Consider the following 23,292-nt stretch of genomic DNA (forward strand, 5'->3'; position numbering starts at 1 on the left):
TGGCGGGCTTAGAAATAGCCACGCAGTCCTAAGCCAATGCTACGGCCAGGGCGAGGCGCTAAATCTTTGAGAAATGAAGAGTGAACCCGTGCTTCGGTGTCTGTTAAATTTGTGCCTTTGAGATAAACAGAAATGTCCTGAGACAGTACGTTAAGATCATACGAAACGAAGGCATCAACTAAGGTGTAGCCGTTAGTTTCCGTTTCATATTCAGCAATGTCGTCTTGCTTGTGATAACGGGTAACATCAATATGCGCATTGATATTCTCATTCTGATAACTCAGCTGCAGGCCGGTTCTTAAGGGTGGAGTACGGGGTAAATCACCACCATCTTTCAGTCTTGCGCGAACATAATCAGCAAAAAACTGTGCATTAAACTCCGCATTTACCTGCCAGGCTACTTGTGCTTCGAAACCATGCAAAACAGCATCTTGTGAAGAAAACAGATATACTGGGAGTTCACTGTCGTGATCATGTTCATCCTCTTCACCATGGTCGTGTTCATCTTCTTCCCCATGATGGTGGTCGTGCCCGCTTTCCGCGAATAAACCTGTTTCACTTTGAAAGTAATAGTTGTCTACCTGGTTATAGAAGGCATTCAGAACGAAGCCAATATCACCCGTAGTTTTCCGCAGTGTCAGGTCGATATTGTTCGACGTTTCTAAATCGATTGCCTGTTGTGACAGGCCTAAGGCGTATTCCTCGTTACCGGTTAACGCGAATAACGCTCCCACTTCATAAGTACGGGTTCCAATATGAGGCCCGAAGGATAGTAGCTCTGAGGCAGAAGGCGCCCGCTGAGCACGGGACACTGAGACACCAACGTTGTAGCCTGCGGTGAAATCCCACACGACACCCGCTGACAATGAAACCGGCGTAAATTCCTGGGAAACGTCAAACACACGTGTTACTGCGCTTTCGTCGCTATGTTCATCATCGTGGTCATGGTCATGGTCATGGTCATCATCGTCTTCGTCATGATCATGTGCCGCAATAGCAGGCAGCAATGTGTCAGGAGCATCAAGGGTAACGCGTTCAACCCGCGCTCCCAGTTGCACCAATACGTCGCCGAACCGCTGCTCCTCCATAATGCCTATAGCGAACATGTCTGCGGTAGAGGGCGGGGTAAAGGCTTCTTCACCCACCGCCGCTACATCACTGGTTTTGTAATGTAAACTTACGCCGCCAGTCCAGCCACCCAAGGGCTGATGCATTAAAGACACTCTCAGCTCATCTGTGTCGTTTTCAAATAAGGTACCCGTAACACCGTGCTCAATTTCTGCGTGTTCGTAGCTTGTATGCCCTGCTTTAAATTGCACACGCTGAATGTAACGATGATCGAATGAGTACTCTCCTAATACCTGTAATTTAGTCTGGGAAAGATCAGCATAAACCTCTTCCTCTACCTCGTCGCCACCGTGAGAATGCCCTGGAATGCCGTATTCCCGGTTAAAGCGCTCAACGGCAATGCCAACATATCCATTGTCTGAGATATAGCTGGTACCTAAGGTGATACCATTGGAATCAGAAGCGCTGTTTTTAACCACATGTTCCGCATCCTGGCCTGCTTCATCGTTGTCGGGTGCCACGGGCGTATCGTAATCATCAGTTTCTCGCCAATAGCCATCGATATAAAAGCCCAGATTGCCCGTTCCGGTTGTGGCATTGACCGCGGCGAGCTTTTGGTCGTTCACCGAATCGGCTTCCAGAGTCCATTCGCCGCGAGTGGTATTATCGGTGGGCACTCGGCCGTCTACTACATTTACGACGCCACCAATTGCACCACTACCAAAAAACAGTGTCGCCGGACCCCGCAATACTTCAATCTGCTGAGAAGTGGACGCTTCTGAGGCAACAGCGTGATCCGGGCCAACCCGCGATACATCGCTCACATCCAGGCCATTTTGAGTAACCAGCACTCTCGGACCGCTTAAACCACGAATTATGGGCGTGCTCGCGACGTTACCATGGAAATTAGATTGCACGCCGGGTAGTTTTTCCAAACTATCACCTAAGGTGCCGGCTTGTTGACGACGAAGGGTTTCACCGCTCAATACGCTAACTGGCGAGGCCGATTCCATCACTGACAAATGTATCGGTGCAGCCAGAATATCAATAACTTCAATGGACGATGGCGTAAGGACGAAACTCACTGTTGGGTTCTGACCCGGGTTAACTTCAATATCTTTATGAAGGTGACTAAACCCCGAGGCCATTACGTGCATACTGTATGTACCTGGTTTTGTGGTATCTATTGAAAACTCGCCATTTTCATTGGTTGTAACCCGCGAACTTACCTGCTCTACCCGCAATATCGCGCCTGCCACCGGCAGACCTTTATCATCGAGTACAGTACCGCTAATTGTTTCCGCCACTGCGGTTGGCACCTGGAGTGCACACAAAACCGCGAATGCGATGTATTTCTGTTTCATTTCTTTATTCCATTACCATGAATACAGTTATGTTATATTATAACACTCGTGCAATTCAATAAGTATTCACAGAGATACCCTGAAAGTCTGGACGTAAAGACCCGGTCTGCTACTCTTTAAAAACGTGATTTTTAAGGAATATGATGCATTTACTTACCAGGTTTAAACGTTGCTACTCGTCGCTATTTTTACTGCTGCCCCTTTTGACGATGCACGTTTACGCTGCAGAACAAATATTATCTGTATCTGTTGTCAGCAACGACGGCACTCCTCTACCTAATATGGTGATAAGTGCAAAGCCCATTGATGGCAATGCCGACGACCACCCTCTGCGTGCTGAAATGGATCAAATAAATCGTCAGTTTGTACCGCATCTTTTGGTGGTACAAAAAGGCACCTACGTGCAATTCCCTAACTCAGACTCCATCAAACACCATGTGTTTTCATTTTCTCCAGCTAAGCGATTTGAGTTACTTTTAGACAAAAATGCCGAACAACCGCCATTACTTTTTGACCAAGAGGGCGTGGTTGAATTGGGGTGCAATGTGCACGACTGGATGCTCGGTTATATTTATGTTGTGGATACCCCTTACTTCACAGGGTCAGGCGCACAGGGCAATGCGCAAATAACGTTACCTGACGGCGAATATCAGGTGTCTGTCTGGCACCCCCGTATGCAGGAGAATCAAGAGATTCTGCAGCAAAGGATAAACGTTTCAAACAATACAAGCCTCGTTTTTACACTGCAGCAACCATTGATCACCGATTACGCAGGCTACGAATCAGAAGATGAATTTGGTGATTATGAATAGCTGGTTAAGCACCACCATGGGCTCACTGAAAAACAGGATGCAACTGTTTTTCCTGCTACTCATTGTTAGTGTGGTAGCTATTACCCTTTTACTGGTGCGCTCTGCCACGTATTCACACTCCACGAGTCAACTGCTTGCGCAAATCAGTACATCCGAAAGTGTTATAGAGGACAAGCTAAACAACCACGCTGACTTGTTGCTCCGCGCGGCAGATAACCTTTCAGGTAACTTTACGATAAAACAATATATTGCATCTGCCAGCGACGACAGAGTGTCACTTGATGTGGCAATGCAGAATCAGCAAGCACGCATTTCGGCTGATATTTACTTTGTTCTCGACAAAGATTTAAACGTTATTTCCGCTTCATCGGACGCACTGGTTCCACCATCTGATGTTGACCCCTTTTTAACACCAGGGATCAGTTGGCTTGCCCTCCCAGAAGGCGTACTCCTGGTTAAAGGAGCGCCGGTAAAGTTTGTACAGCGCTCTCGCAAAACGGACGCCTGGGTCTTTCTCGGTTACCGTGCAGATTCCATGATTAATAACGATATCGCCCGGCTTACCGACCTCGACGTTAGCTTATTACTTTCCAGTGAGAAACGCATTCTGGGCTCTACACTGCCCTCAGACGTCACTGACGCATTTCTACAAAGTGCCTCGTTGAATAAAATGTCTTTAGATGTGTTGCATCAAACCAACTTCAACGAAACCGAGTATCTTTATACCCTCAAATCCATCGGACAGCTCGCCTTAGATGAAGTCCAGTTAGTTATGCTTACCCGCCAGGATAAAGCCTATCTGTCTTACAACAGTATGTTGGGACAACTCATTGGTCTTCTGTTAGTCGCTGGCATCGTTTCTTTGCTCGGAGCGGTATTGCTTTCAAAAGGCATTACAGACCCGCTTAATAAGCTGGCGAAAGCCGCCAATAAAATTCGCCAGGGCAACCATGTCACAGAGTTTCCTGCGTCCAGTACGATAGAAGTCGACGCCCTTTCGCTGGCGCTGAGTGATATGCAGGATGGCATTGAAAACCGTGAGAAACAAATTCAGGATCTTGCCTATTTCGACGACCTCACCGGGCTGCCAAACCGCAACCAGTTTGTAACGCACCTGAACAAAGTCATAGCGAGTGTTGAAAATGACATTGTGGTAGTGCTGATGATGGACATTGACCGTTTTAAAGAGATTAACGACACCGTAGGTCACGATACCGGCGATGTATTACTTAAACACATCGCCATGCGTATTCAGCAGCAAGATGCCCTGCCCGGCCTGCTGGCACGATTAGGCGGCGACGAATACGGCATAGTGGTTACCGTTGCTAATGATAGCGACGTTGAACCTCTTATAGAACAAGTTGTAGCCGCATTTGACCATCCTTTCAATATAGATGGAATGGTACTGGATATTGATTGCAGTATTGGTGCAGCATGTTTCCCTACCGATGCTAAAACGCCACAAGGTCTAATGCAATGTGCTGATATCGCCCTGTACAGCTGCAAAGACGGCCACCACAACTACGCGCGATACACACCGTCGTTAAACAAACACTCGGTGCAGCGCCTGAATTTAATGACAGAGCTAAAAAGCGCATTACAAGAAGGGCAGCTGCAATACTATTATCAGCCTAAGTTGCTCATCGAAACCCAAGCTATTACCAGCGTCGAGTGCCTGATGCGCTGGATCCACCCTGTGCACGGTTTTATTCCACCTGATGAATTTATTCCTCTGGCAGAGCAAACGGGTGCTATCAGACATGTAACCAATTGGGGGCTTCGCACTGCATTAGCCAGCCAGAAACGGTGGCGAGAACAAGGACACAATATCAGCGTTGCTGTAAACATCTCAGCCGTTGATCTTATCGATATGACCTTGCCTACACTGGTCAGTGATTTGTTTTCAGAATTCGATGCCGAACCAGAATACCTCACGCTGGAGGTGACAGAAAGTGCCATTATGTCAGACCCACAAAATGCGCTACGAGCACTAAACGCCTTAAAACGCATGGGCATCAAGCTGTCTATCGACGATTTTGGTACCGGCTATTCATCGATGGCGCAACTTAAAGATATGCCGGTACACGAACTTAAGATTGATAAAGCGTTTGTGCTAGCCCTGGCCACCAATAATGATGATAAAACCATCGTAAATACTATGGTATCTCTGGCCAGGAATTTGGGATTGGAAGTGGTTGCTGAGGGCGTCGAAGATGCGCAATCATTACAATATCTACGCAGTGTTGGCTGTACCAAGGCTCAGGGTTACTTTATTGCCAAGCCCATGCCAGAGCAGGCATTTTATGAATGGCTGAATGGGTTCTCTCCAGACTTTCTCAACAATGGATAGCCCTTAAGTAATGGCCTATTTGCTCCGCTTTTCAATTCTTCTAACCACAATGGTTTCATCACTATATGGGTTTGGTGTTGAAATAAGTGGCAAGGTACAAGCCGGCTTTTACAATGCTGAACACCCCGTTACCTGGCTGGACAAGGGCACGGGCGTTACCCGTTACGACGATGCAGGAATTGTTTTACAACAAGCTATTCTACAAATAAACCAATCGCTAACCCCAACTATCAACCTTCAAGCTGATGCCAGCTACTATCCGGACGGCGACCAACACTTGGGATTTACACAGTTGCAGGTTAGGTACAAGCCTCTGCTATCAGGCACGATAAAATGGCGGACAAGGGCGGGCTTTTTCTACCCTGAAATGTCATTAGAAAATGTTGATAAGGGTTGGTTATCGCCTTATACCTATACACAATCTGCCATCAACAGCTGGTTGGGGGAAGAACTTCGTGTAGCGGGAGCCGAGTTCACACTGTACCGACCGGGACGCGCCGCCCGCAGCCCGTGGAGTTGGGAAATACATGCTGGAACGTATAAAGGCAATGACCCCTTGGGAACTGTATTGACCTGGAGAGGGTTTGCATTACACGACAGACAAAGCCTGCACCACGAGCGCCTGGCGTTTGCGGCCTACCCGAGCGTTACTGACTCCAACGGTATTTGGCACCCAAGTTGGGTAGAGCCCTTTACCGAGCTTGATTCAAAATGGGGCGTGTATGTAGGCGCACATCTCGATTATCTTCGCCAGTCCAAATTAAGGTACTACTATTACGACAATCTGGCAGACCCAAATACGGTTAACCATCAGCGTCTTTACGCCTGGCGAACCCGATTTCACTCGTTGGCGTTTCAGCACAACTTTTCCAGCGCCACCCGTATCATTTCCCAGTGGATGGCTGGCGATACGTTAATGGGAGAACACTTCGTCTATGCAAATTTTCAGGCGTTCTTCGCACTAATCAGTCATAAAGCGGGCAATCACCGTTTTAGTGCAAGAGCCGATATATTTGATGTTAATGAAGACGATATTTTCCCTGACGATCAGAACAACAGCCATGGCAGCGCTATTACGGTAAACTGGCGATATAACTTATCTCCACAATGGCAAGTGGGCGCAGAATATGTGCTGGTTTCAAGCCACGCAGATAACAGAATTCAGCTTAATGAAGCGCTAAGCGCAACACAGCAGCAAATGCTGGGGATACTTGAATACAACTGGTGATGTAAATTGGCACGCTGGCCCTCAAACGGGAGTTGGGAGTGATAGAGCATCCTTGCTCAACTTCATGTGTTCACGACCGTTAATTGCCTGAAACCTCGTCTACATAGTCCCACATTTGCTGCAACTGCTCGGTAAAACCAGAGTTTAACAGCGGGAAGCGGTGGAAGGTTTTTGGGTCGAGAGACACTTGCTCAATATGAAAGCCAGCACGTGTGCCATAGCGTTTCCAGGGGTTGCGGCAAAAGAGTTTGAACCAGCGCTCCACGTAGCCTGCCAACTCACGCATATCATGCTGTTTATCAAAGCCATTTAGCATCAGTTCCACTAAAATACTCTTTGGCCACATTTGTCTTGCCAGATAGCAATCCATGATAAAATCACACACCAGATAAGGCATTAAATCGGCCTCGTCGGTTTGCTCTTCAGGGCGCAATTCTGCGGTGGGTTGCTGAACGTTCACCCGGTGCATTTCCACTAGTTGATGTCGTGCGCTCTTACCCTCCACAGATAATGGCAACCCGATTTCTTCCAACCAGCGATTCACCTTGCGGATAGTGGTTTTGTTTATTCCTGCAATCACCGAAATGACCCCGGAGGTATCGCCATCCATGGTGGCATACCCAAGGGCAGACTCAGACAAATTAGAGGTGGCGATAAGTAATTTATTCTCGCGATTGGCCAGCATCCACACGCCCGGACTACGGCTGCGAGCCTGAATATTTTGCATTGCGATATCGTCGCTTTCCCAGCTTAGCGGCTTGTCAGGGTATAAACCGTTTATCAGGCTGTGATATTGCTGAACCACAGGTTCGATATTCCAACTGTAAAACGTTGCCCCAATTTCCCCGGCCAGATACTTGGCTGCGTTGAAAGTCGTGTCTGAAGAATTGTCAGTGCCCTGATACAAACAAATGAGAATTTTGGGCATGGCCTTTTCTTTTAGCCAAACCGTGCGATCTTCGCCCTGTGCCGGCGGTGCTATCTTTTCTCGCAAACCCTGTGGCAAGGATGCCAAATAATCAGACACGCCCAATTGCTCAAGCGCCACAAAGTGAGACACATATACCGATGCGGCCACCAAAGCGGAATCTGCACCGCCAGATAAACTTACCACGTAGCCGTTTGTGTGAGTGCGGGTTGTCCAGTCCCAAAGACCGTTTCCAAGGGCGTAGCATATTTCTGTAAAGGCATAGTCGTCCCCTGACAAGCCATACCAAAACGCAGGTAATTCATCACTGGCGGTATCGACAGCATCATTATTACGGGCTGCCAGCACAGCATCGTTCGGCAAGGTAAGTGATAACTCAATACTGACCACGTTGGTATCGTCGATGTCAATGGTTTCACTGCTCACAACCCTTGAAACCCGATTAGCGCTTACATTTACCAACGTTTGGTTCATCACCACTTCGCGCACGTTAAACCTATCGCCGCGAGACACCACTTCCCCTTCAGAGGCGATGATTGAGCCTCCGTCAAAGATACTGGTGCCATTTTCCGTGCCTGCTAAATTCGCATAGGCATACACAACACCAAAGGCGCGGGAGCCTTCTTTAATAAATTGCTCCCGAATCATGTTTTTACCCACAGCAAAGTGAGAAGCACTAGGGTTGAGCAATACATCCACATTGCGATGGTATAAGTCACGGCCGGGGCGATTTGCTACCCACGCATCTTCACAGGTTTCAACACCAATACGCAGGCCACCGGCATTCACTACTATATCACCAAATGGCACATTGAAAGTGGGATGGTTAACCGCCTTACCCCGTGGCCAGGCTTCAAACCATCTGGGTTCGTAATGCAGGCCATTGCGGGCCAAATACTGTTTACAGCTAAAGCCATGCAAGCCTTCAGCACTTATAAACGCGGTGGTGTTGTAAACCTGACCGCCCGGAAACATGACTGGCATCCCCATGGCCACCACCATACTATCAGCGTGCTTACACTGATGACTTAATGCCTGAAAACCCGCCAAAACGTCATTCAATGCCGCTTCTGTGGCGTGGTTAAATTCCTGGTAGCTAAAGTTGTCTTCACACCCATAGCCAGTTAGCGCGAGTTCCGGCATTAATAAAATATTGATATGTGCGTCTATCGCACGCTCGATGGCAGATAAAATACGCGACACATTGCCCTTAAAATCGAAGGGGATCTGACGCAGCGCTGCTGTGCCAATTCGGGTGTAATTTGCCATAGATAACCTTATGCCCAGTCTACTTCAAACACCTTTTTCAGGTAGCTTACAAATTCAGGATCTTCACACAGATTTTTACCCGGCGCATCAGAGATTTTCGCCACCGGCTTGCCGTTTACCCGAACCAGTTTCATAACAATATTCAACGGCGTGACGCCCTTAACGTCATTCGACAGGAAGGTGCCAATACCGAAAGAGGTTTTTATGCGCCCGCGAAAATGCAGAAACAACGACACCATGAGCTTAAAATCCAGACCATCACTAAAAATGATAGTTTTGGTTTTGGGGTCGATGCCCAGATTTTCATACATGCGAATTGCCTTTTCGCCGAATTCTATCGGATCGCCAGAGTCATGTCTCAGCCCATCAAACAGTTTTGCAAAATAAAGGTCGAAATCTCGCACAAATGCATCCATGCCAATAGTGTCGGTAAGCGCATACCCCAGCTGACCGCGAAATTCTTTCACCCAGGTTTCCAGTGTGTGTTTTTGAGAATTAACCAGTTGCACGCCCACTTGCTGTGACAACATAAATATCTCGTGTGCCATGGTACCAATGGGCAGAATATCGAATTCCTTCGCAAGGTGCATATTAGATGTGCCAACGAAGAAATCCGGCAACATGTTGCGAAGCATATCCACCACTGTAAGTTGTGCTTCGTAGCTGAATCGACGACGAGTACCAAACTCGGCTATTTGCAGCCCGGTCAGGTCGTGTTTCTCATGTTGCTGTTTCAACCACTGCACTTTCTCAAACAGTGGCTGACGTACATCTTCATAACTCTTTTTAGGGTGATTGCGACGGTTATAGACTTCAGCTACGGTTGAAAGCACTGGCATCTCGAAATTGTGCACATGCATAAGCGGCCCTTTCGCTCGAATGGCCAGCTGTCCGTCTTCCTCGCCAATGTGTAAAAATCGGTTCTGGAAAGACCACATTCTTACCCACTCGATAAAATCCTTGGTGTACCAGGGAATTCGCTCAAGCCACTTTATCTGATCCGGGGTAAAACGCAGCCCGTCAATGTTAGCCAGTTCCTGCTGAACTTCAGCCATGTAGGGTCGCAAATCAATATCGCTGCGAACAACAAACCGGTATTCCACCTCCTCTACGTAAGGATACTGATGTAAAAAGCACTGCCACATATTCATTTTGTAAAAGTCATTGTCCAGTGCTGAAAAATTCAGGCTTCGCCTAAACAGTGAATTCAGTGACATGGGTTTGTTCCTTTTGAGGTTATGCAGCAAGGGCGTTTTTGACATCGACCAGCGTACTGGCAATGACAACTCCTGATGTCTTTAGTAATTCAATTTGTGTGGCGACGCCATCTGCGGCAATACCTCTGCATGCATCTAAATGTAAAATCACCTGAAAGAAGCCTGACTGCTGTAATTGTCTGGCGGTGGTGGCTACACAAAAGTCAGTGGCTAACCCGCCAACAATGACGGTCGACACCTGGTTACAGCGGAGAAATTCAATAAGCCCGGTAGACAGTTTCTCTGCTAAATCGTGATAACACGCGCCATAAGGGTGTAAATCAGGTGCCACGCCTTTCCATACGAAAAAGTCGTAGTCTGTAGGTGCCGGCAAACCGTCGAGCAATTCAAACCCTTTGGTGCCGGGTTTGCAATGCATGTTGAACGTGCAATCAGTATTGGGATAGTCCAGAGGTTGGAACTGTAATTGAGGGTCGTCTACGCGAAAGAGTGCAACGTCACAATGGGCATCACTGGAGCCGATGATAAAATCGGCCAGGGCATTTTGTGCAAGCAAGGCGGGAACTATTTCATCGCCGCCGGCAACGGGCAATTCATCAGGGCACAGAGGAGTAAACCCTTTTTGTGGGTCGACATTGACGGACGCAATTTTCATAGTTGGCTCCTTTTGACACAAAAGAGTATTCTATCAATACTCGTTAATGTCAATCAAAATTGGGAGAAACAGGTACTCATAATTCTTTTCCAGCTAACCAATCTATTTATCCGATACAGGGGGTTGCAGATCAAAACCCTAACGAGTATCTTTAGAATACTCATAAAAAGGATATCGCAATGAAAGTGGCAGTGTTTGGCTCGGCGTTTAACCCTCCTACTAGGGGGCATCTGGACGCCATAAAATTTGTATTAGCACACGAGGAACACTTTGAACGGGTAGTGCTTGTGCCGTCGTTTCACCATGCCTTTGCCAAATCCATGCTGACATACTCTCATCGTGTTGCCATGGTGATAAAGTTTGTTGAAGACATTAATGACGAACGCGTTTTGGCGATGCCTATTGAGCACACCATTAGCGACGGTGAAAACCCCGTTTATACTTATGATGTTATGTGTCATCTGCAACAAACTCCGTTCTCCAATGATTCCCTCACGTTCGTCGTGGGCCCGGATAATCACGCTAACTGGTCAAAATTTTACAAAGCAAAAGAAATTGATGATAAGTGGGGGCGCGTAGTTGTCCCAGAGCGCAAACCTATTCGTTCGACAAAAGTGCGCAATGCCATCGAGAATAGTGAATCGATTAGCCATTTAGTTACACCTGGCGTTGCCAGCTACATTCAGGAACACCAGTTATATGCCAGATAAGACCTACTCCACGCCGGTCTGTACCATTGATGCCATACTCTTTAGGATTGTTAACTCAGCGCTTCAGGTTGCCCTTATTCGCCGCCCGGAAAATGCCCGCGTATACGCAAACACGCTGGCTTTACCCGGTGGATTTGTTCATACAAACAGCGACCAAACCTTAGATGATACATTGCTGCGTAACCTCAATAAAAAAGTAGGACTACACCCGGCATATATCGCTAAACTGGAATTTGAAGGTAATCACTGTCGCGACCCTGAAGGCTGGAGTATAACTTGCCCGTATCTGTGCTTAGTTGATGATTTAACCCCCAGCCTGCCCCACGTTATCTGGCAACCAGTAAAGTTATTCACTGAGGAAAGCGCCGGGGCAAGTTTGCCTTTCGATCATCAACACCTCATTCAAAAAGCGTTTCAGCGTTTATACCACAGAGCCAAATACAGCACGGAACCAAACTATTTCTTCACCTCACCATTTACCCTGTCTGAGTTACAAGGGGTATACGAAATTGTGCTTGGTAAATCTCTTCATAAGAAAAACTTTCGCGACCGTATTGAGGAAAGTATGTCGGTGGAAGAAACCGGTCAGAGTAAAATCGTAAAACGCAGTCGGGCAAAACTGTATACTCACACACATCCACGCAAACCCCACTTTTTTTCCCGGGTACTTCAAGGCGCTTACGATTAAACGCTTTTCACAATGTTGGGGCAATTCATTTTTCAGATTGGCGCCATCGGTTTGTTTCGCTACGCTTTTAAAAAGGCATCAACCATAATTAATGAAAACAAGCTAAAGGTATTTACAATGATGTCCCGTATAACTCGAGCTGTTGTGCTATTTGCAGTTGCGCTTGTCGTCACCTATACGATCACCGCAAATCTTGTCATGAGCGTATGTGCTGCACTGATGATTTCTCTTTTTCATTGCTGCATGCATTGGGTGTTAGCAGACACAATCACTTTTGCTCGGGCAGAAAAAAAGCAAGCCTGATGGCTTGCTTTCACAGGGACACGCAGTCAGCACCAAACCGCAAAGCAGCCTGGCACCTAATGCCTTTTTAGAATCGGTAACTTGCACCCAGAGTTAGACGACGGTCTGTTAAGCCTTGGAAGCAAAGCAAAGCACCTTCGTTGACACAAGATTGGGTTACATCTGATTTAGTCAGGTTAATAGCTTCTATACCCACGTTCAGCTTGTCAGTAATATCATAGTTAATACTGGCGTTAAGCTGTCCGCGATCATGAGTAACTACAGGGAATCCAAGCGTACTGTTGAGTGTGGCGCCGCCCGCAGTATCCAGTGTACGGAACGAATCTCTCCAGGTGTAACGCATTCTCGCAGATAAGCCAAATTTCTCATAAAACACAGTGATGTTGTAAGCATTTTCAGAGAAATCTAACAACCCCTGTACGGCTTCGTATGTTACGAATTCACTATCGTCATATACGCCATTTATCGCGTTGAAAATATCTGTACCACGAGTAGCGGAGGTATTCGTTGCATCACCGCCAGAAAACTCCTGGATGGTGTAGTTAGCTGCAATACCAAAGCCAGATGCCCAGCCTAAATCATCTTCAAAGCTGGAAAGGTCATACTGAACAGCAAATTCAAAACCTTGCTGGGTGGTAGAACCTGAATCATTGATAATAGTTGAGATAGGTACACACAAGCCATTTCCGTCAACGTCAGATAATACGTTGCGATCTGGAAGCGGATTAAAGATACCACCACCTTCACAAGGCGGCGTGATGTCGCGGTAGCCGTTTCCATCCACCGGAGCATCTTCAACCTGTGTCACAAACAAGTTAGAACGTTTCTTGTGGAAGTAGCCGGCACTGACCACTGCCGCTTCAGCAAAGTACCATTCAACACCAATATCAAAGGAGGTGACTTCTTCAGGTTCTAAACCCGGGTTACCAATGTTCACTGCGGTATTGGGGCCAGTTCCGAAAGAAACAGACGTAGAAAGGTCGTTAAAATCAGGACGACGGATGTCTTTACCCCAACCTAAACGCACAAGGACATCGTCATGGGGGTTAGCAACAATGTTGATGCGTGGTAACAGATAATCATAGTCACCAGATGTTGTTACTTCAGTGACTTCTCCATCGGCAACTGAGTTACCTAAAGAGTTGATATCTGTTTGCAGGTAGCGAGCACCAAAGTTACCGCGGAACATGCCATATTCAAAGTTCGCTTGCGCATACAGTGCGTGGGTCTTCTCTTCTATATCAAAAAAAGCACTTGAACTTACTGTAGCGGCGTCTAAAGGATCTGAGCCACCGTGTTCCTCAACGGCTTGTTGCAAGATGGAAAATGTGCCATCCGGGTCACTGAACGATCTGTCCGGGTCTATGAGAAGGAAGTTGCGGAATGCCAACTCACGTCCATCAGCTGAGCCAAAATTATCCGGGCCAGCGACTAACAACTCAGAGAACAATGAACCATTTGGACTATTGGCCATTCGGCTTTGTCCCCACGACGAACCCACATCGTTGAATGTACTTGACGTTTTGTTATAGCGATAACCAAAATCGACTGACGTGATATGCTCAAAATCGAAGAAGTAAGTAAAGTCAGCTCTGAATGCATCTTCAGAGTTGTCGGTGGTATCACGGCCTACCGTTACGGCATCCAACACTACGTTATTTGGATCCAGCAAATCGGCTACAGTGGGCGCATAGGCAGAATCAAAGTTCACACCAAAGGTGAGTGCCCCGCCCGTAAGGTCATAGACGAAAGGAACGCAGTTATCATTACTCGTACCATCTAAAGGACAGTTCGGGTTAATGAAGTTTAGCGTTGTACTTAAGTTAGGGTTTACCGTGTCTGAGGACGAAGTCGCAATTTCTACGCTCGCGAATAAGTTATCTCCCTGCCATTCACCACCTAAGCGGTAAATTCTACTTTCCGTTATACGTGCGCCTGTATCACTTGAGAATCGCAAGTTAGGATCATCGTCGTCAACACCTAAATTAGGTTCAATCGTACCCTGTGTCGCGACTGCAATACTGCCTAGGTCGACACCATCCAAGGTACCGAAGTTAACTGTTTCAAACGCAGAAGGTACGTTTACATCACGCACCGCGCTAACACCAGAGCCTTGCACACGAGAACTATCCTGACGACGCTCCTGGTCATTCAAAATTGCATCGAAGTAGAACTTGGTGTTTTCTGTTGGCGCCCATTCAAAACTCGCCGCCAGGTTTTTTGTTTCATATTCGAAATTTTCTAATTCCTGATTGAGGAACTGAACACCTACGAAATCAAAATCTTGCGCTGCTGGTGCCACTTCTTGCAATTCACCGCCGCGATATACATCAGCATTAACATTCTCTACAAGGCCACCGTCACGGTCTACACGTGGACGGAAAGATGTAGCTTCCTGTTCGGTGTAACTACCACTGATCACGAAACCAAATTTACCGTTATCAGTATCCCAGTTCTTACCAAAAGCACCAGAAATCCGCGGTTGAGCACCGTCAGTTGTCAGGCTCGAATCTTCTGCTTGAACGCGAATGTTGCCCAATGTGTCGGTAAGCTCTAGTGGGCGAATAGTTCTCAAGTTAACCGTACCACCAACAGAGCCTTCAATAGTTTTCGCTTCAGGCGCTTTAGTTACTTCTACAGCGGCAATGATAGAAGCATTCACATCTTCAAAGCTGATACCACCACGGCCTGAACCAGCACCTACAGTTGAAACACCGTTAATTTCAGTACGGTTGGCATTAGTACCACGAATTTGAACCCCTGTTCCCACCCCAGCGGTTCGTGTGATTTGGATACCAGTTACGTTTTCAAGTACTTCCGCCAGGTTTTGGTCTGGCAATTTACCAATGTCTACGGCTTGAATAACTTCAATGAGATTGTCTGAGGAGCGTTTCTCTGCAAGAGCACTCGTTAACGACTGACGGATACCAGATACTTCAATGACTTCAACATCTGCATTTTCTTCCTGCAGTTCCTGAGCATTGACTAGCGGCGCGGCGCTAAACGTAGTGGCAGATAAAACTGCGAGTGTGATTTTTGAAAATTTGTGTCCCATATTTTTGCCTTTGTGTTTTCTCTAGTCAAAATCACTACTAAAAACGAAACCGTTCATTGTAGTGAAATGAATGTAAACCTCACCGCATTTAACATTACCGACACGGCTCTTTACATTTCATTTACCCTAAGCGTACAACGAATAACAAAAAGGTCAACCATTTGGTAAAAATAATTACATAAATACCCTCACCAAATGGCTTACCAAAATTTTTTTTTGGTCACCATGAAGATATCGTGAATTTTGCAGCAACAAATATAAAGTGTTAAAAAACACTTAATAAGAGTAACTTAGCTTATAATTTCAGATGCTTTTTTAAGCAAAGATCTGAAAAGACCGCCTACTATTTAGCAAATGAATAGTCTACGTTCACAGTAAAAATAATTATCAGAAGGTATAGATAGATCGAAAAATTGGTTAACCAAAACCGGATTTCATATAGGTTTAACTATTGAGTTATCCGACCACCCCCACCTTTATATTGGTTACAAATGTTAAATATTTTGGTGGGTAGCCAGTGATACTTTGACCATTTTCACCATTGGCCAATTCAACCGCGAGGAGTTGCTTTATATATGGGAGTATCATCAGTTGGTGATTTGAAGGTAACGCCAGAAGATATTTGAAGGAAATAAGTGACTACGCCGGCGAAGCTGCCGGCGCGTGAGGGTTATAGGGCGCTTACTTTATAAATTTAAAGCTTAAAGGATAAGGCCACAAAATACCTTCGTTTGCTTTTATGGCTCCCATGATAATAAACACGAGGCTTGTGATACCAAGAGCGACAAACAACAAAGCGCCAATAACAATAAAAGTGAGAATAAAGCAGATAATGGAAAAGATGACGACCGTGATCAACCAGTTCAATATCACCTTGCCATGGGCATCAATTTGCGCCGAATGTTCTCTATTTGTTGCCCACATCACAATGGGGAGTACCAATCCAGCACCAGGCACCAAAAAGCCAGCCAATTGGCTCAAGTGCATAAGCATTAAAAAGGTTTTTTCTTCCATTCCCCAAGGCTTGAAGTCGTCCATCTCTGTTGTTCCTTCTTGTTAAGTACAGTTTGGTTAAAAAGTTAACACCTTCGTAGTTTATATCATTAACCTTTGAATCTGGCTACGCCACATTCCTTGTATATAAAAAACTCAGACAACTATTTTTCCCAGGGAATTAAGTTTAGTGTTTTCGTTCCTTTCCAGCTGGCTTTCTCAATATGACGAACTGCTTTGCCAAGCCATTAAACTCTGGCGTATCCTAGCGGGAGAAAATTACGTTAAGCCACATAAATTTAGCAACACACCAATAAATCTATGAGTGGACCAGATAATGATAAAAACATCTAAATGCGCTCTAGCGCTAGCTACAAGCCTCTTATTTAGCGCCGCTGGTGCAATGGCTGACACGACAGATCAAAGCGATGCTGCAAACTGGGATGTACTCAAGCCTCCCTATAATCTAAACACCCTGACTATTAATACGAATGAAACCACCTGGTCGAGTCTGGATATATCGCCTGATGGAAAATACATGGTGTTCGATATGCTCGGTGACTTGTACAAGGTTGACGTAAAAGGTGGTAAAGCCAGCCCACTGACACAAGACTTCGCCTGGAACATTCAGCCAAGTATTTCACCGGATGGTAAACACATTGCATTTGTTTCCGACCGTGGTGGTTTGTCAAATGTATGGGTAATGGACAGCAACGGTGAGAACCTGCGACAGGTAACTACGGAAAAGAAAAACCTTATTCATGCCCCCAAGTGGAGCCCGGATGGACAGTACATTGTTGCAATGAAAGGTATTATGTCCAGCCGTAGTATACCAGCCGGAGAAATATGGATGTACCACGTTTTCGGTGGCGATGGGCTACAAATCAAAGCTCGCGAACATGGCAATGGCGATCAACAGAACATTGCCGACCCGGTGTTTTCACCTGATGGCCGCTACATTTATTACACCCACAACACGGTGCCGGGCGCAGGCTTCGACTACAATCGCGACCCATTGGAAGGGATTTTTGATATCACACGTTACGATCGCCACACCGGTGAAGAGGAAAGCTTTATTAGTGGCGTAGGCGGAGCAGTGGTTCCGACTCCCTCACCTGATGGCAAATACGTTGCGTTTATCCGAAGGGTTAAAAACAAAACTGGTTTATTTTTAAAAGATTTAACTACCGGGTTAGAAAAGCCACTCACCCTCGAACTTGAAAGAGACATGCAGGAAGGTTTTGGCTCAGAAGGCTATTTCTCTTATTTTGACTGGCTACCGGATAGCTCTGCATTGGTGTATTGGACAGGCGGAAAATTTCACAAGCTATCGGTTAGCGACAAATCCCACAGTATGATTGATGTATCAGTAGAAGCGACCGTTCACTATGCAGATGCATTGCGCTTTGATGTAGACGTCGCTCCTGATGAGTTCGACGTGAAGATGATTCGTTGGTCGCAAAAGTCCCCTGACGGTAGCCAAATTCTGTTTCAGGCACTGGGCAAGTTGTATGTTAAAGATATTAAAAGCGGCAAAATGCGCCGCCTGACCAGCCAGAACGACGTTGATGAATACTATCCCCGGTACACCAACGACGGGAAGTTTATCGTTTACACAACGTGGAACGACCAACAATTAGGTGATGTTCGTGTGGTTTCGGCGAAGGGTGGAAAAGGCAAAGTAATATCCAAACAGCCCGGCCATTACATCGAGCCCAGCTTTTCACCAGATGGCCGATACATCGCCTTTCGCAAGTTTAGTGGCGGCTATTTGCTCGACCCAAGCTATTCAATGGAACCAGGCATTTACGTGGCCGATCTTAAAGCGGATACCGAAACAAAAGTGAGTGACCGTGGAAGAGAACCCCATTTTGCTGGCAACGATGGCCGGGTTTACTTCACAGAATCTGCGGGCGGTTCTGCTTACCCCGAGACCCAGCTTAGTAGTGTGGACTTGCAAGGTGAAGACAAGCGTACTCATTTGTATGGTGCAGATAAGGTGAGCGAGTATCGCTTGTCTCATGACAAACAATGGGTGGCCTTTGTTCACCAGTTTAAAACCTATGTAGCGCCCTTTGTTGAAAACGGAAAGAAAATGACCATCGGGCCGTCAATGAGTTCATTACCGGTGACACAACTTTCAGCACGGGCTGGAGAATACCTCACCTGGAGCCCGGATAATCAGTCCGTAGGCTGGTTTCATGGTCCGGTGTATTACGAGCGTAGCCTAAACGATGCATTTGCGTTCCTATCAGACACCAATGATCTACCTGAGCCAGAAAATACAGGTATGAACTTATCATTCAAAGCGACTGCCGATAAACCCAGCGGGGTTAAGGCCTTTGTTGGCGGAACAGTAGTAACCATGCGCAATGCAGATACCGAGCAAGAAATCATTGAAAATGGCGTAATTTTAATACGTGATAACCGTATTGAAGCCGTCGGGAAAGCCGCCGATATTGCGATACCTGATGAAGCTATGCGTATTGATGCCAAAGGAAAAACCATTATTCCTGGCTTAGTCGATGCCCATGCTCACGGTGCTCAGGGGCGTAATGAAATCATTCCTCAGCAAAACTGGGGGCAGTTCTCTAATGTCGCATTTGGTGTAACAACTATTCACGACCCTTCAAACGACACCACAGAAATTTTCGCAGCTTCTGAACTACAACGCCACGGCGACATTGTTGCGCCACGCATCTACTCAACCGGCGCTATCCTTTATGGTGCAGAAGCCTTAGGCTACAAAGCCATTATCGATAATTACGATGATGCTTATTTCCACGTGGAGCGGTTAAAAGAGGCCGGCGCCATATCTGTGAAAAGTTACAACCAACCTCGTCGGGACCAACGTCAGCAAGTACTTTGGGCTGCACATAATCAGAATATGATGGTAGTGCCGGAAGGCGGTGGCAAACTCCATCAAAACCTGACCATGATGGTAGACGGCCACACCGGACTGGAGCATAGTCTTCCTATTGCCAAAGGCTATGATGATGTTACCCAACTATGGGCGGCAACAAAATTTGGTTACACGCCAACATTCGTGGTTTCGTACGGCGGTTTAATGGGCGAAGAGTACTGGTATGACCGTACCGAAGTATGGAAAAACGAACGCTTGTTGCGCTACGTGCCTTCTACCCTATTGGACAGGCGTGCAATTCGCCGCCCCACCGCACCAGATAACCAATACAACCATGTGGATGTAGCCAGTTATGCAAAACTACTGCGAGATAAAGGTGTAAGTGTACACATCGGCGCCCATGGTCAGCGAGAAGGGTTGGCCGCACACTGGGAATTATGGAGCATGGCACAAGGCGGTTTTTCCCCTTGGGAGGCATTGCGTGGAGGCACCATTGATGGCGCTAAACACCTGGGTATGAGTAAACATATTGGGAGTATTGAAAAAGGAAAACTGGCTGATCTCGTTGTTATTGATGGCGACGTACTCAACGACATTCGCAACAGCGAATTTGTGGAATACACCGTACTTAACGGCCGTGTTTATGACGCTGCCACAATGAACGAAGTAGGTAGCAGAAAAACCCGTAAGCCATTTTTCTTCGAAAACAACAACAAGCTGTTTATGCCACAAAGTACAGCGGCAGAGATTGAAGCAAAAGCGCACATGTACCACTGGAAGCATTAAGCGTATTTCATCCCATATGCTCAGGCGTATACCTGAGCATATGTGGCTGCATCTACAGACAACGTTATTACCTATCGAGAAAGTATTTACCTCTCCCAAGACTCTTCGAAGATCAACTAAACCTATCACTCACAGGCCATAAATGTCACTCAGAGGACATTTTGCTCACTTTTCATTCTCCTTTACAGACCATGGCATAGCAGATGAAGCCGGCCGAGGACAAAGCCCTACAGTAGATACCGTCAGCAGGACGCTGATTTTGTCGACAGGCCACCGAGGTAGTGAAAATGGAGGCGTCAGGGATAACGATGCCACGGATTCTGATAACCAGCATGGAAGAGGTAAACGGTGGGCCTGTCGCATTTTTCAATAAGGAAAGATGCAGTAAATTAACCAAACTAAGGAAAACGACATGGAAACAAACGACATGCCAATGAGTGAGCGTTTAGGTCAGCTTTCTCGGCGAGAACTTCAGGTTGCTTATAAAATAATGGAGGGGTTACCCAACAAACGCATTGCCTCCCAACTTTTCATAAGTGAACGAACGGTTAAATTTCACTGTGCGAATATTTATCGAAAATTAGATATCAGAAATCGCACCAGCCTGATGGCCAGCTACTACAGGGAGTTTCATGAACCAACAGATCAGGTACTTCTGAAATAACCGGCCCTTAAACCAGCTTACATGGCATTTTTAACACACTAGAGTAGAACGTGAAGTCTGTACAAACCAGCACAGACTTGGAAAGGAAACCACCAACGTTCAAGGAGAACAACATGCATAGAAATACCCAAACTTCCGCACAAACTAATGACACTCGCGTGCTCAGTGCCTCTGAGACAGCACAGGTATCAGGAGGCTTGCGCCCTTCGCCACTCGCTAACAGACTGTCACCATTACCTATTCGTCCGCCAGTTTTTTACACGATGGCGTTGGGCGAAAATGGCGGCGACTACCCTGAAGAAGCAACCTTTTAACTCCCGCTGACCCGTTGCCGCTCGGTGTGTTGTTACGCCAGCGGCCTTTTTGTGCTTTTCAGGAATAATATCATGCTAACCCTTTGCCTCGGTGATGGTGACGATCCGCAAATTTGTCACCTAATTATGGTGCTAAACGATATGCAACACGACGCTCTGGTGTTGAATACTTCCGGTCAGTCGCAGCACCTGACAATATCGCACAGACCATACACTCAGGAACTTGCTCTTGTACTCGACGATATAACGGTGGAGATTGAGCAGATAGGTGCTTTTTACTGGCAGCGTTTTTTCCCTCCACCCAGCCACGGCAGTGTTACCTTAAAAAATCAAATAAGTGCATTGTCTGCACTTTTTCATTACGCGCCACATCGGTGGTATAACACACTGGACGCCATTCGCTTCCACCAGGCTAAGCCAGTTCAGCTTCAAGAAGTGCAGCAACTCGGTGTCAGCATTCCACATACACTTATTTCCAATTGCCGCCGCGACATAACGGCGTTTTTACAACAGGTAAAACAAGTTGCTGTTAAACCTGTTTTTGGGGGCAGCCACACACAACGAGTTACCTCGTCAGATGAATTGCCTTTCTTAAGTGAGACAAATATTCCCTCTTTGACCTATCAAAACTTTATTGAAGGGGACGATGTTCGAACCTTCGTTATCGACGAGGTTGTGTTTAGTGGCGTCATCTATTCTGATAAGACAGACTATCGCGAAGACAAAACCGCTGTCGCAGAGAGTATTCTTACAACACAGCGGGTCAAACAACAAAGCATTGCCATTTGCCAACAACTGGGTATGAAATGGTGTGCCATCGATTGGCGAAGAACAGCTGATGGCGAGTTTATTTTTTTGGAAGCCAACCCCTGCCCGCAGTTTCTTAAATTCGAGCACGACACCCAACACCCTATTACAGAAACCCTTTGCAATGCGTTAACGTCGGTGGCCAGTTGCTAACAAATACCTGTTAGGCGCGCTACATTGCTTTTTTTCACACTGTCCAAGAAGCTTTCCTGTATCAGTGTGAAATATAAAAGCCTGGAAGCGGCCAGCTTTATAACGTTAATCGAGGCTGGATATAATCGAGAAATGCGCTAATACGCGAGGATACGGCGCTATTGCGGTAGTAAACCGCTTGTAACGCTTCCCTGCGGTTAGGGCTAAGGATACGGTGGTTCAGTACACTCACCAAGCGCCCTGCATCCAGGTCGTCTTTCACCATAAAGTTCGATAACAATGCAATCCCCTGCCCGGCTAAACAGAGTTGTCGGAGGGTTTCACCGCTCGACGCACTGATTGAAAACTTTAATTGAAGCGGTGTTTGTAACGGCCAGCTATTTAAATGAGGTGAATCGCTGAAGCCTATCAGACGGTGTGACAAAAGTGATGTTACATTGTCCTCAACCGGTTTTCGCGCCAAATAATCCGGGCTTGCCACTATGTGTAACTTACTGCGTCCTAAGCTTCGCGCATGGAGATTGGAATCGCTAAGGTCGCCAATTCGTATAGCTATATCAGTGCGGTGTTCGAGCAAATCGATAATATCGTCATGGCTAGTCAAGTCCAATGTTATCTTTGGATAAGTGCGGCAAAAGCCATCAATGAGTGGTGTTAGCTGATGAAAAACAAACGGACTGGCAGCATCCACCCGAAGCTTCCCCGATGGGGTCCGCCCTAGCAGGCGCAGAGATTCTTCCCCTTTTTCAAGAGTGTTTAACCCTTCCCGGGCATAAGCTAAGAACATTTCACCTTCTTCGGTGAGTTCAAGGCGCCGGGTAGTGCGGTTTAACAGCGTCACATTTACTGTTTTCTCAAGCCGTGACACTGCGCGTGAAACCTTGGCCACTTGCTGATCCAGTAACGCTGCAGCTGCAGAAAAACTTCCCGTATCAACCACGGTCACAAAAGCTTCCAGATCTTCGGTTTTCGATAGAACGGGCATAGCAATACCTTTTCATTATTCACAAAAGTATTTTGTCACTACTGCTGTTTTTTGCAAATAAATTAACCTTCAGAATGCGT

16 protein-coding genes are annotated in these 23,292 nt (G+C 46.6%); 9 read left to right on the plus strand and 7 right to left on the minus strand.

Annotated elements, in window-relative coordinates:
• Positions 1-8: 8 nt before the first annotated feature.
• Positions 9-2,432, minus strand: coding sequence for a TonB-dependent receptor (locus tag ACXACM_RS00460; RefSeq protein WP_474819050.1), 2,424 nt, complete (start codon positions 2,430-2,432; stop codon positions 9-11).
• Positions 2,433-2,572: 140 nt separating this feature from the next.
• On the opposite strand from ACXACM_RS00460, the gene ACXACM_RS00465 reads away from it, so the two are divergent.
• From ACXACM_RS00465 to ACXACM_RS00475, 3 genes are read left to right on the plus strand one after another with little or no spacing between them, the layout of a single operon-like run.
• Positions 2,573-3,244: a methylamine utilization protein gene (locus ACXACM_RS00465; protein ID WP_474819051.1), complete on the plus strand. Its 672-nt coding sequence runs from the start codon at positions 2,573-2,575 to the stop codon at positions 3,242-3,244.
• On the plus strand, positions 3,237-5,594 hold the full coding sequence (locus ACXACM_RS00470) for a putative bifunctional diguanylate cyclase/phosphodiesterase (protein ID WP_474819052.1): 2,358 nt from the start codon (positions 3,237-3,239) through the stop codon (positions 5,592-5,594). Before ACXACM_RS00465 ends, ACXACM_RS00470 begins: the two co-directional genes overlap by 8 nt.
• A 10-nt stretch (positions 5,595-5,604) precedes the next feature.
• Positions 5,605-6,822, plus strand: coding sequence for a hypothetical protein (locus tag ACXACM_RS00475; protein WP_474819054.1), 1,218 nt, complete (start codon positions 5,605-5,607; stop codon positions 6,820-6,822).
• A gap of 79 nt (positions 6,823-6,901) precedes the next feature.
• On the opposite strand, the gene nadE is transcribed toward ACXACM_RS00475, so the two are convergent.
• Genes nadE through ACXACM_RS00490 form a run of 3 tightly spaced genes read right to left on the minus strand, consistent with a single transcriptional unit; the run spans position 6,902 to position 10,891 of the window.
• On the minus strand, positions 6,902-9,019 hold the full coding sequence (gene nadE / locus ACXACM_RS00480) for an NAD(+) synthase (RefSeq protein ID WP_474819056.1): 2,118 nt from the start codon (positions 9,017-9,019) through the stop codon (positions 6,902-6,904).
• A gap of 8 nt (positions 9,020-9,027) precedes the next feature.
• Complete coding sequence (pncB, locus tag ACXACM_RS00485; protein WP_474819058.1) at positions 9,028-10,236, minus strand: nicotinate phosphoribosyltransferase; 1,209 nt, start codon at positions 10,234-10,236, stop codon at positions 9,028-9,030.
• Positions 10,237-10,255: 19 nt separating this feature from the next.
• Positions 10,256-10,891 carry an isochorismatase family protein gene (locus tag ACXACM_RS00490; RefSeq protein WP_474819060.1) on the minus strand — a complete coding sequence of 212 codons (636 nt, stop codon included), beginning with the start codon at positions 10,889-10,891 and terminating at the stop codon, positions 10,256-10,258.
• Between the two features lie 179 nt (positions 10,892-11,070).
• Here ACXACM_RS00490 and ACXACM_RS00495 point away from each other — a divergent pair, with 179 nt between their 5' ends.
• Positions 11,071-11,601: a nicotinate-nicotinamide nucleotide adenylyltransferase gene (locus tag ACXACM_RS00495; RefSeq protein ID WP_474819061.1), complete on the plus strand. Its 531-nt coding sequence runs from the start codon at positions 11,071-11,073 to the stop codon at positions 11,599-11,601.
• Positions 11,591-12,289 (plus strand): NUDIX hydrolase, encoded by a 699-nt coding sequence (locus ACXACM_RS00500; protein ID WP_474819062.1) that lies wholly within the window; start codon positions 11,591-11,593, stop codon positions 12,287-12,289. Before ACXACM_RS00495 ends, ACXACM_RS00500 begins: the two co-directional genes overlap by 11 nt.
• A gap of 370 nt (positions 12,290-12,659) precedes the next feature.
• Here ACXACM_RS00500 and ACXACM_RS00505 read toward each other — a convergent pair whose 3' ends face one another.
• A complete protein-coding gene (locus tag ACXACM_RS00505) occupies positions 12,660-15,647 on the minus strand; it encodes a TonB-dependent receptor (RefSeq protein ID WP_474819064.1) in 2,988 nt (995 codons plus the stop codon).
• A 681-nt stretch (positions 15,648-16,328) separates the two neighbouring features.
• Complete coding sequence (locus ACXACM_RS00510) at positions 16,329-16,685, minus strand: DUF4870 domain-containing protein (protein WP_474819066.1); 357 nt, start codon at positions 16,683-16,685, stop codon at positions 16,329-16,331.
• 358 nt (positions 16,686-17,043) lie between these two features.
• Between ACXACM_RS00510 and ACXACM_RS00515 the strand changes: the two genes are divergently transcribed.
• From ACXACM_RS00515 to ACXACM_RS00530, 4 genes are all read left to right on the plus strand, one after another.
• Positions 17,044-20,289, plus strand: a complete 3,246-nt coding sequence (locus tag ACXACM_RS00515; protein WP_474819067.1) for an amidohydrolase family protein — start codon at positions 17,044-17,046, stop codon at positions 20,287-20,289.
• A 412-nt stretch (positions 20,290-20,701) separates the two neighbouring features.
• On the plus strand, positions 20,702-20,953 hold the full coding sequence (locus ACXACM_RS00520; RefSeq protein WP_474819068.1) for a helix-turn-helix domain-containing protein: 252 nt from the start codon (positions 20,702-20,704) through the stop codon (positions 20,951-20,953).
• A 113-nt stretch (positions 20,954-21,066) separates the two neighbouring features.
• Entirely contained in the window at positions 21,067-21,267 is a 201-nt protein-coding gene (locus ACXACM_RS00525) for a hypothetical protein (RefSeq protein WP_474819070.1), read from the plus strand.
• Between the two features lie 72 nt (positions 21,268-21,339).
• A complete protein-coding gene (locus ACXACM_RS00530) occupies positions 21,340-22,227 on the plus strand; it encodes an ATP-grasp domain-containing protein (RefSeq protein ID WP_474819071.1) in 888 nt (295 codons plus the stop codon).
• 97 nt (positions 22,228-22,324) lie between these two features.
• On the opposite strand, the gene ACXACM_RS00535 is transcribed toward ACXACM_RS00530, so the two are convergent.
• Positions 22,325-23,212 (minus strand): LysR family transcriptional regulator, encoded by an 888-nt coding sequence (locus ACXACM_RS00535; protein WP_474819072.1) that lies wholly within the window; start codon positions 23,210-23,212, stop codon positions 22,325-22,327.
• Positions 23,213-23,292: the final 80 nt, after the last annotated feature.

It is taken from the genome of Alteromonas sp. AWQ4_252, from assembly GCF_056158205.1.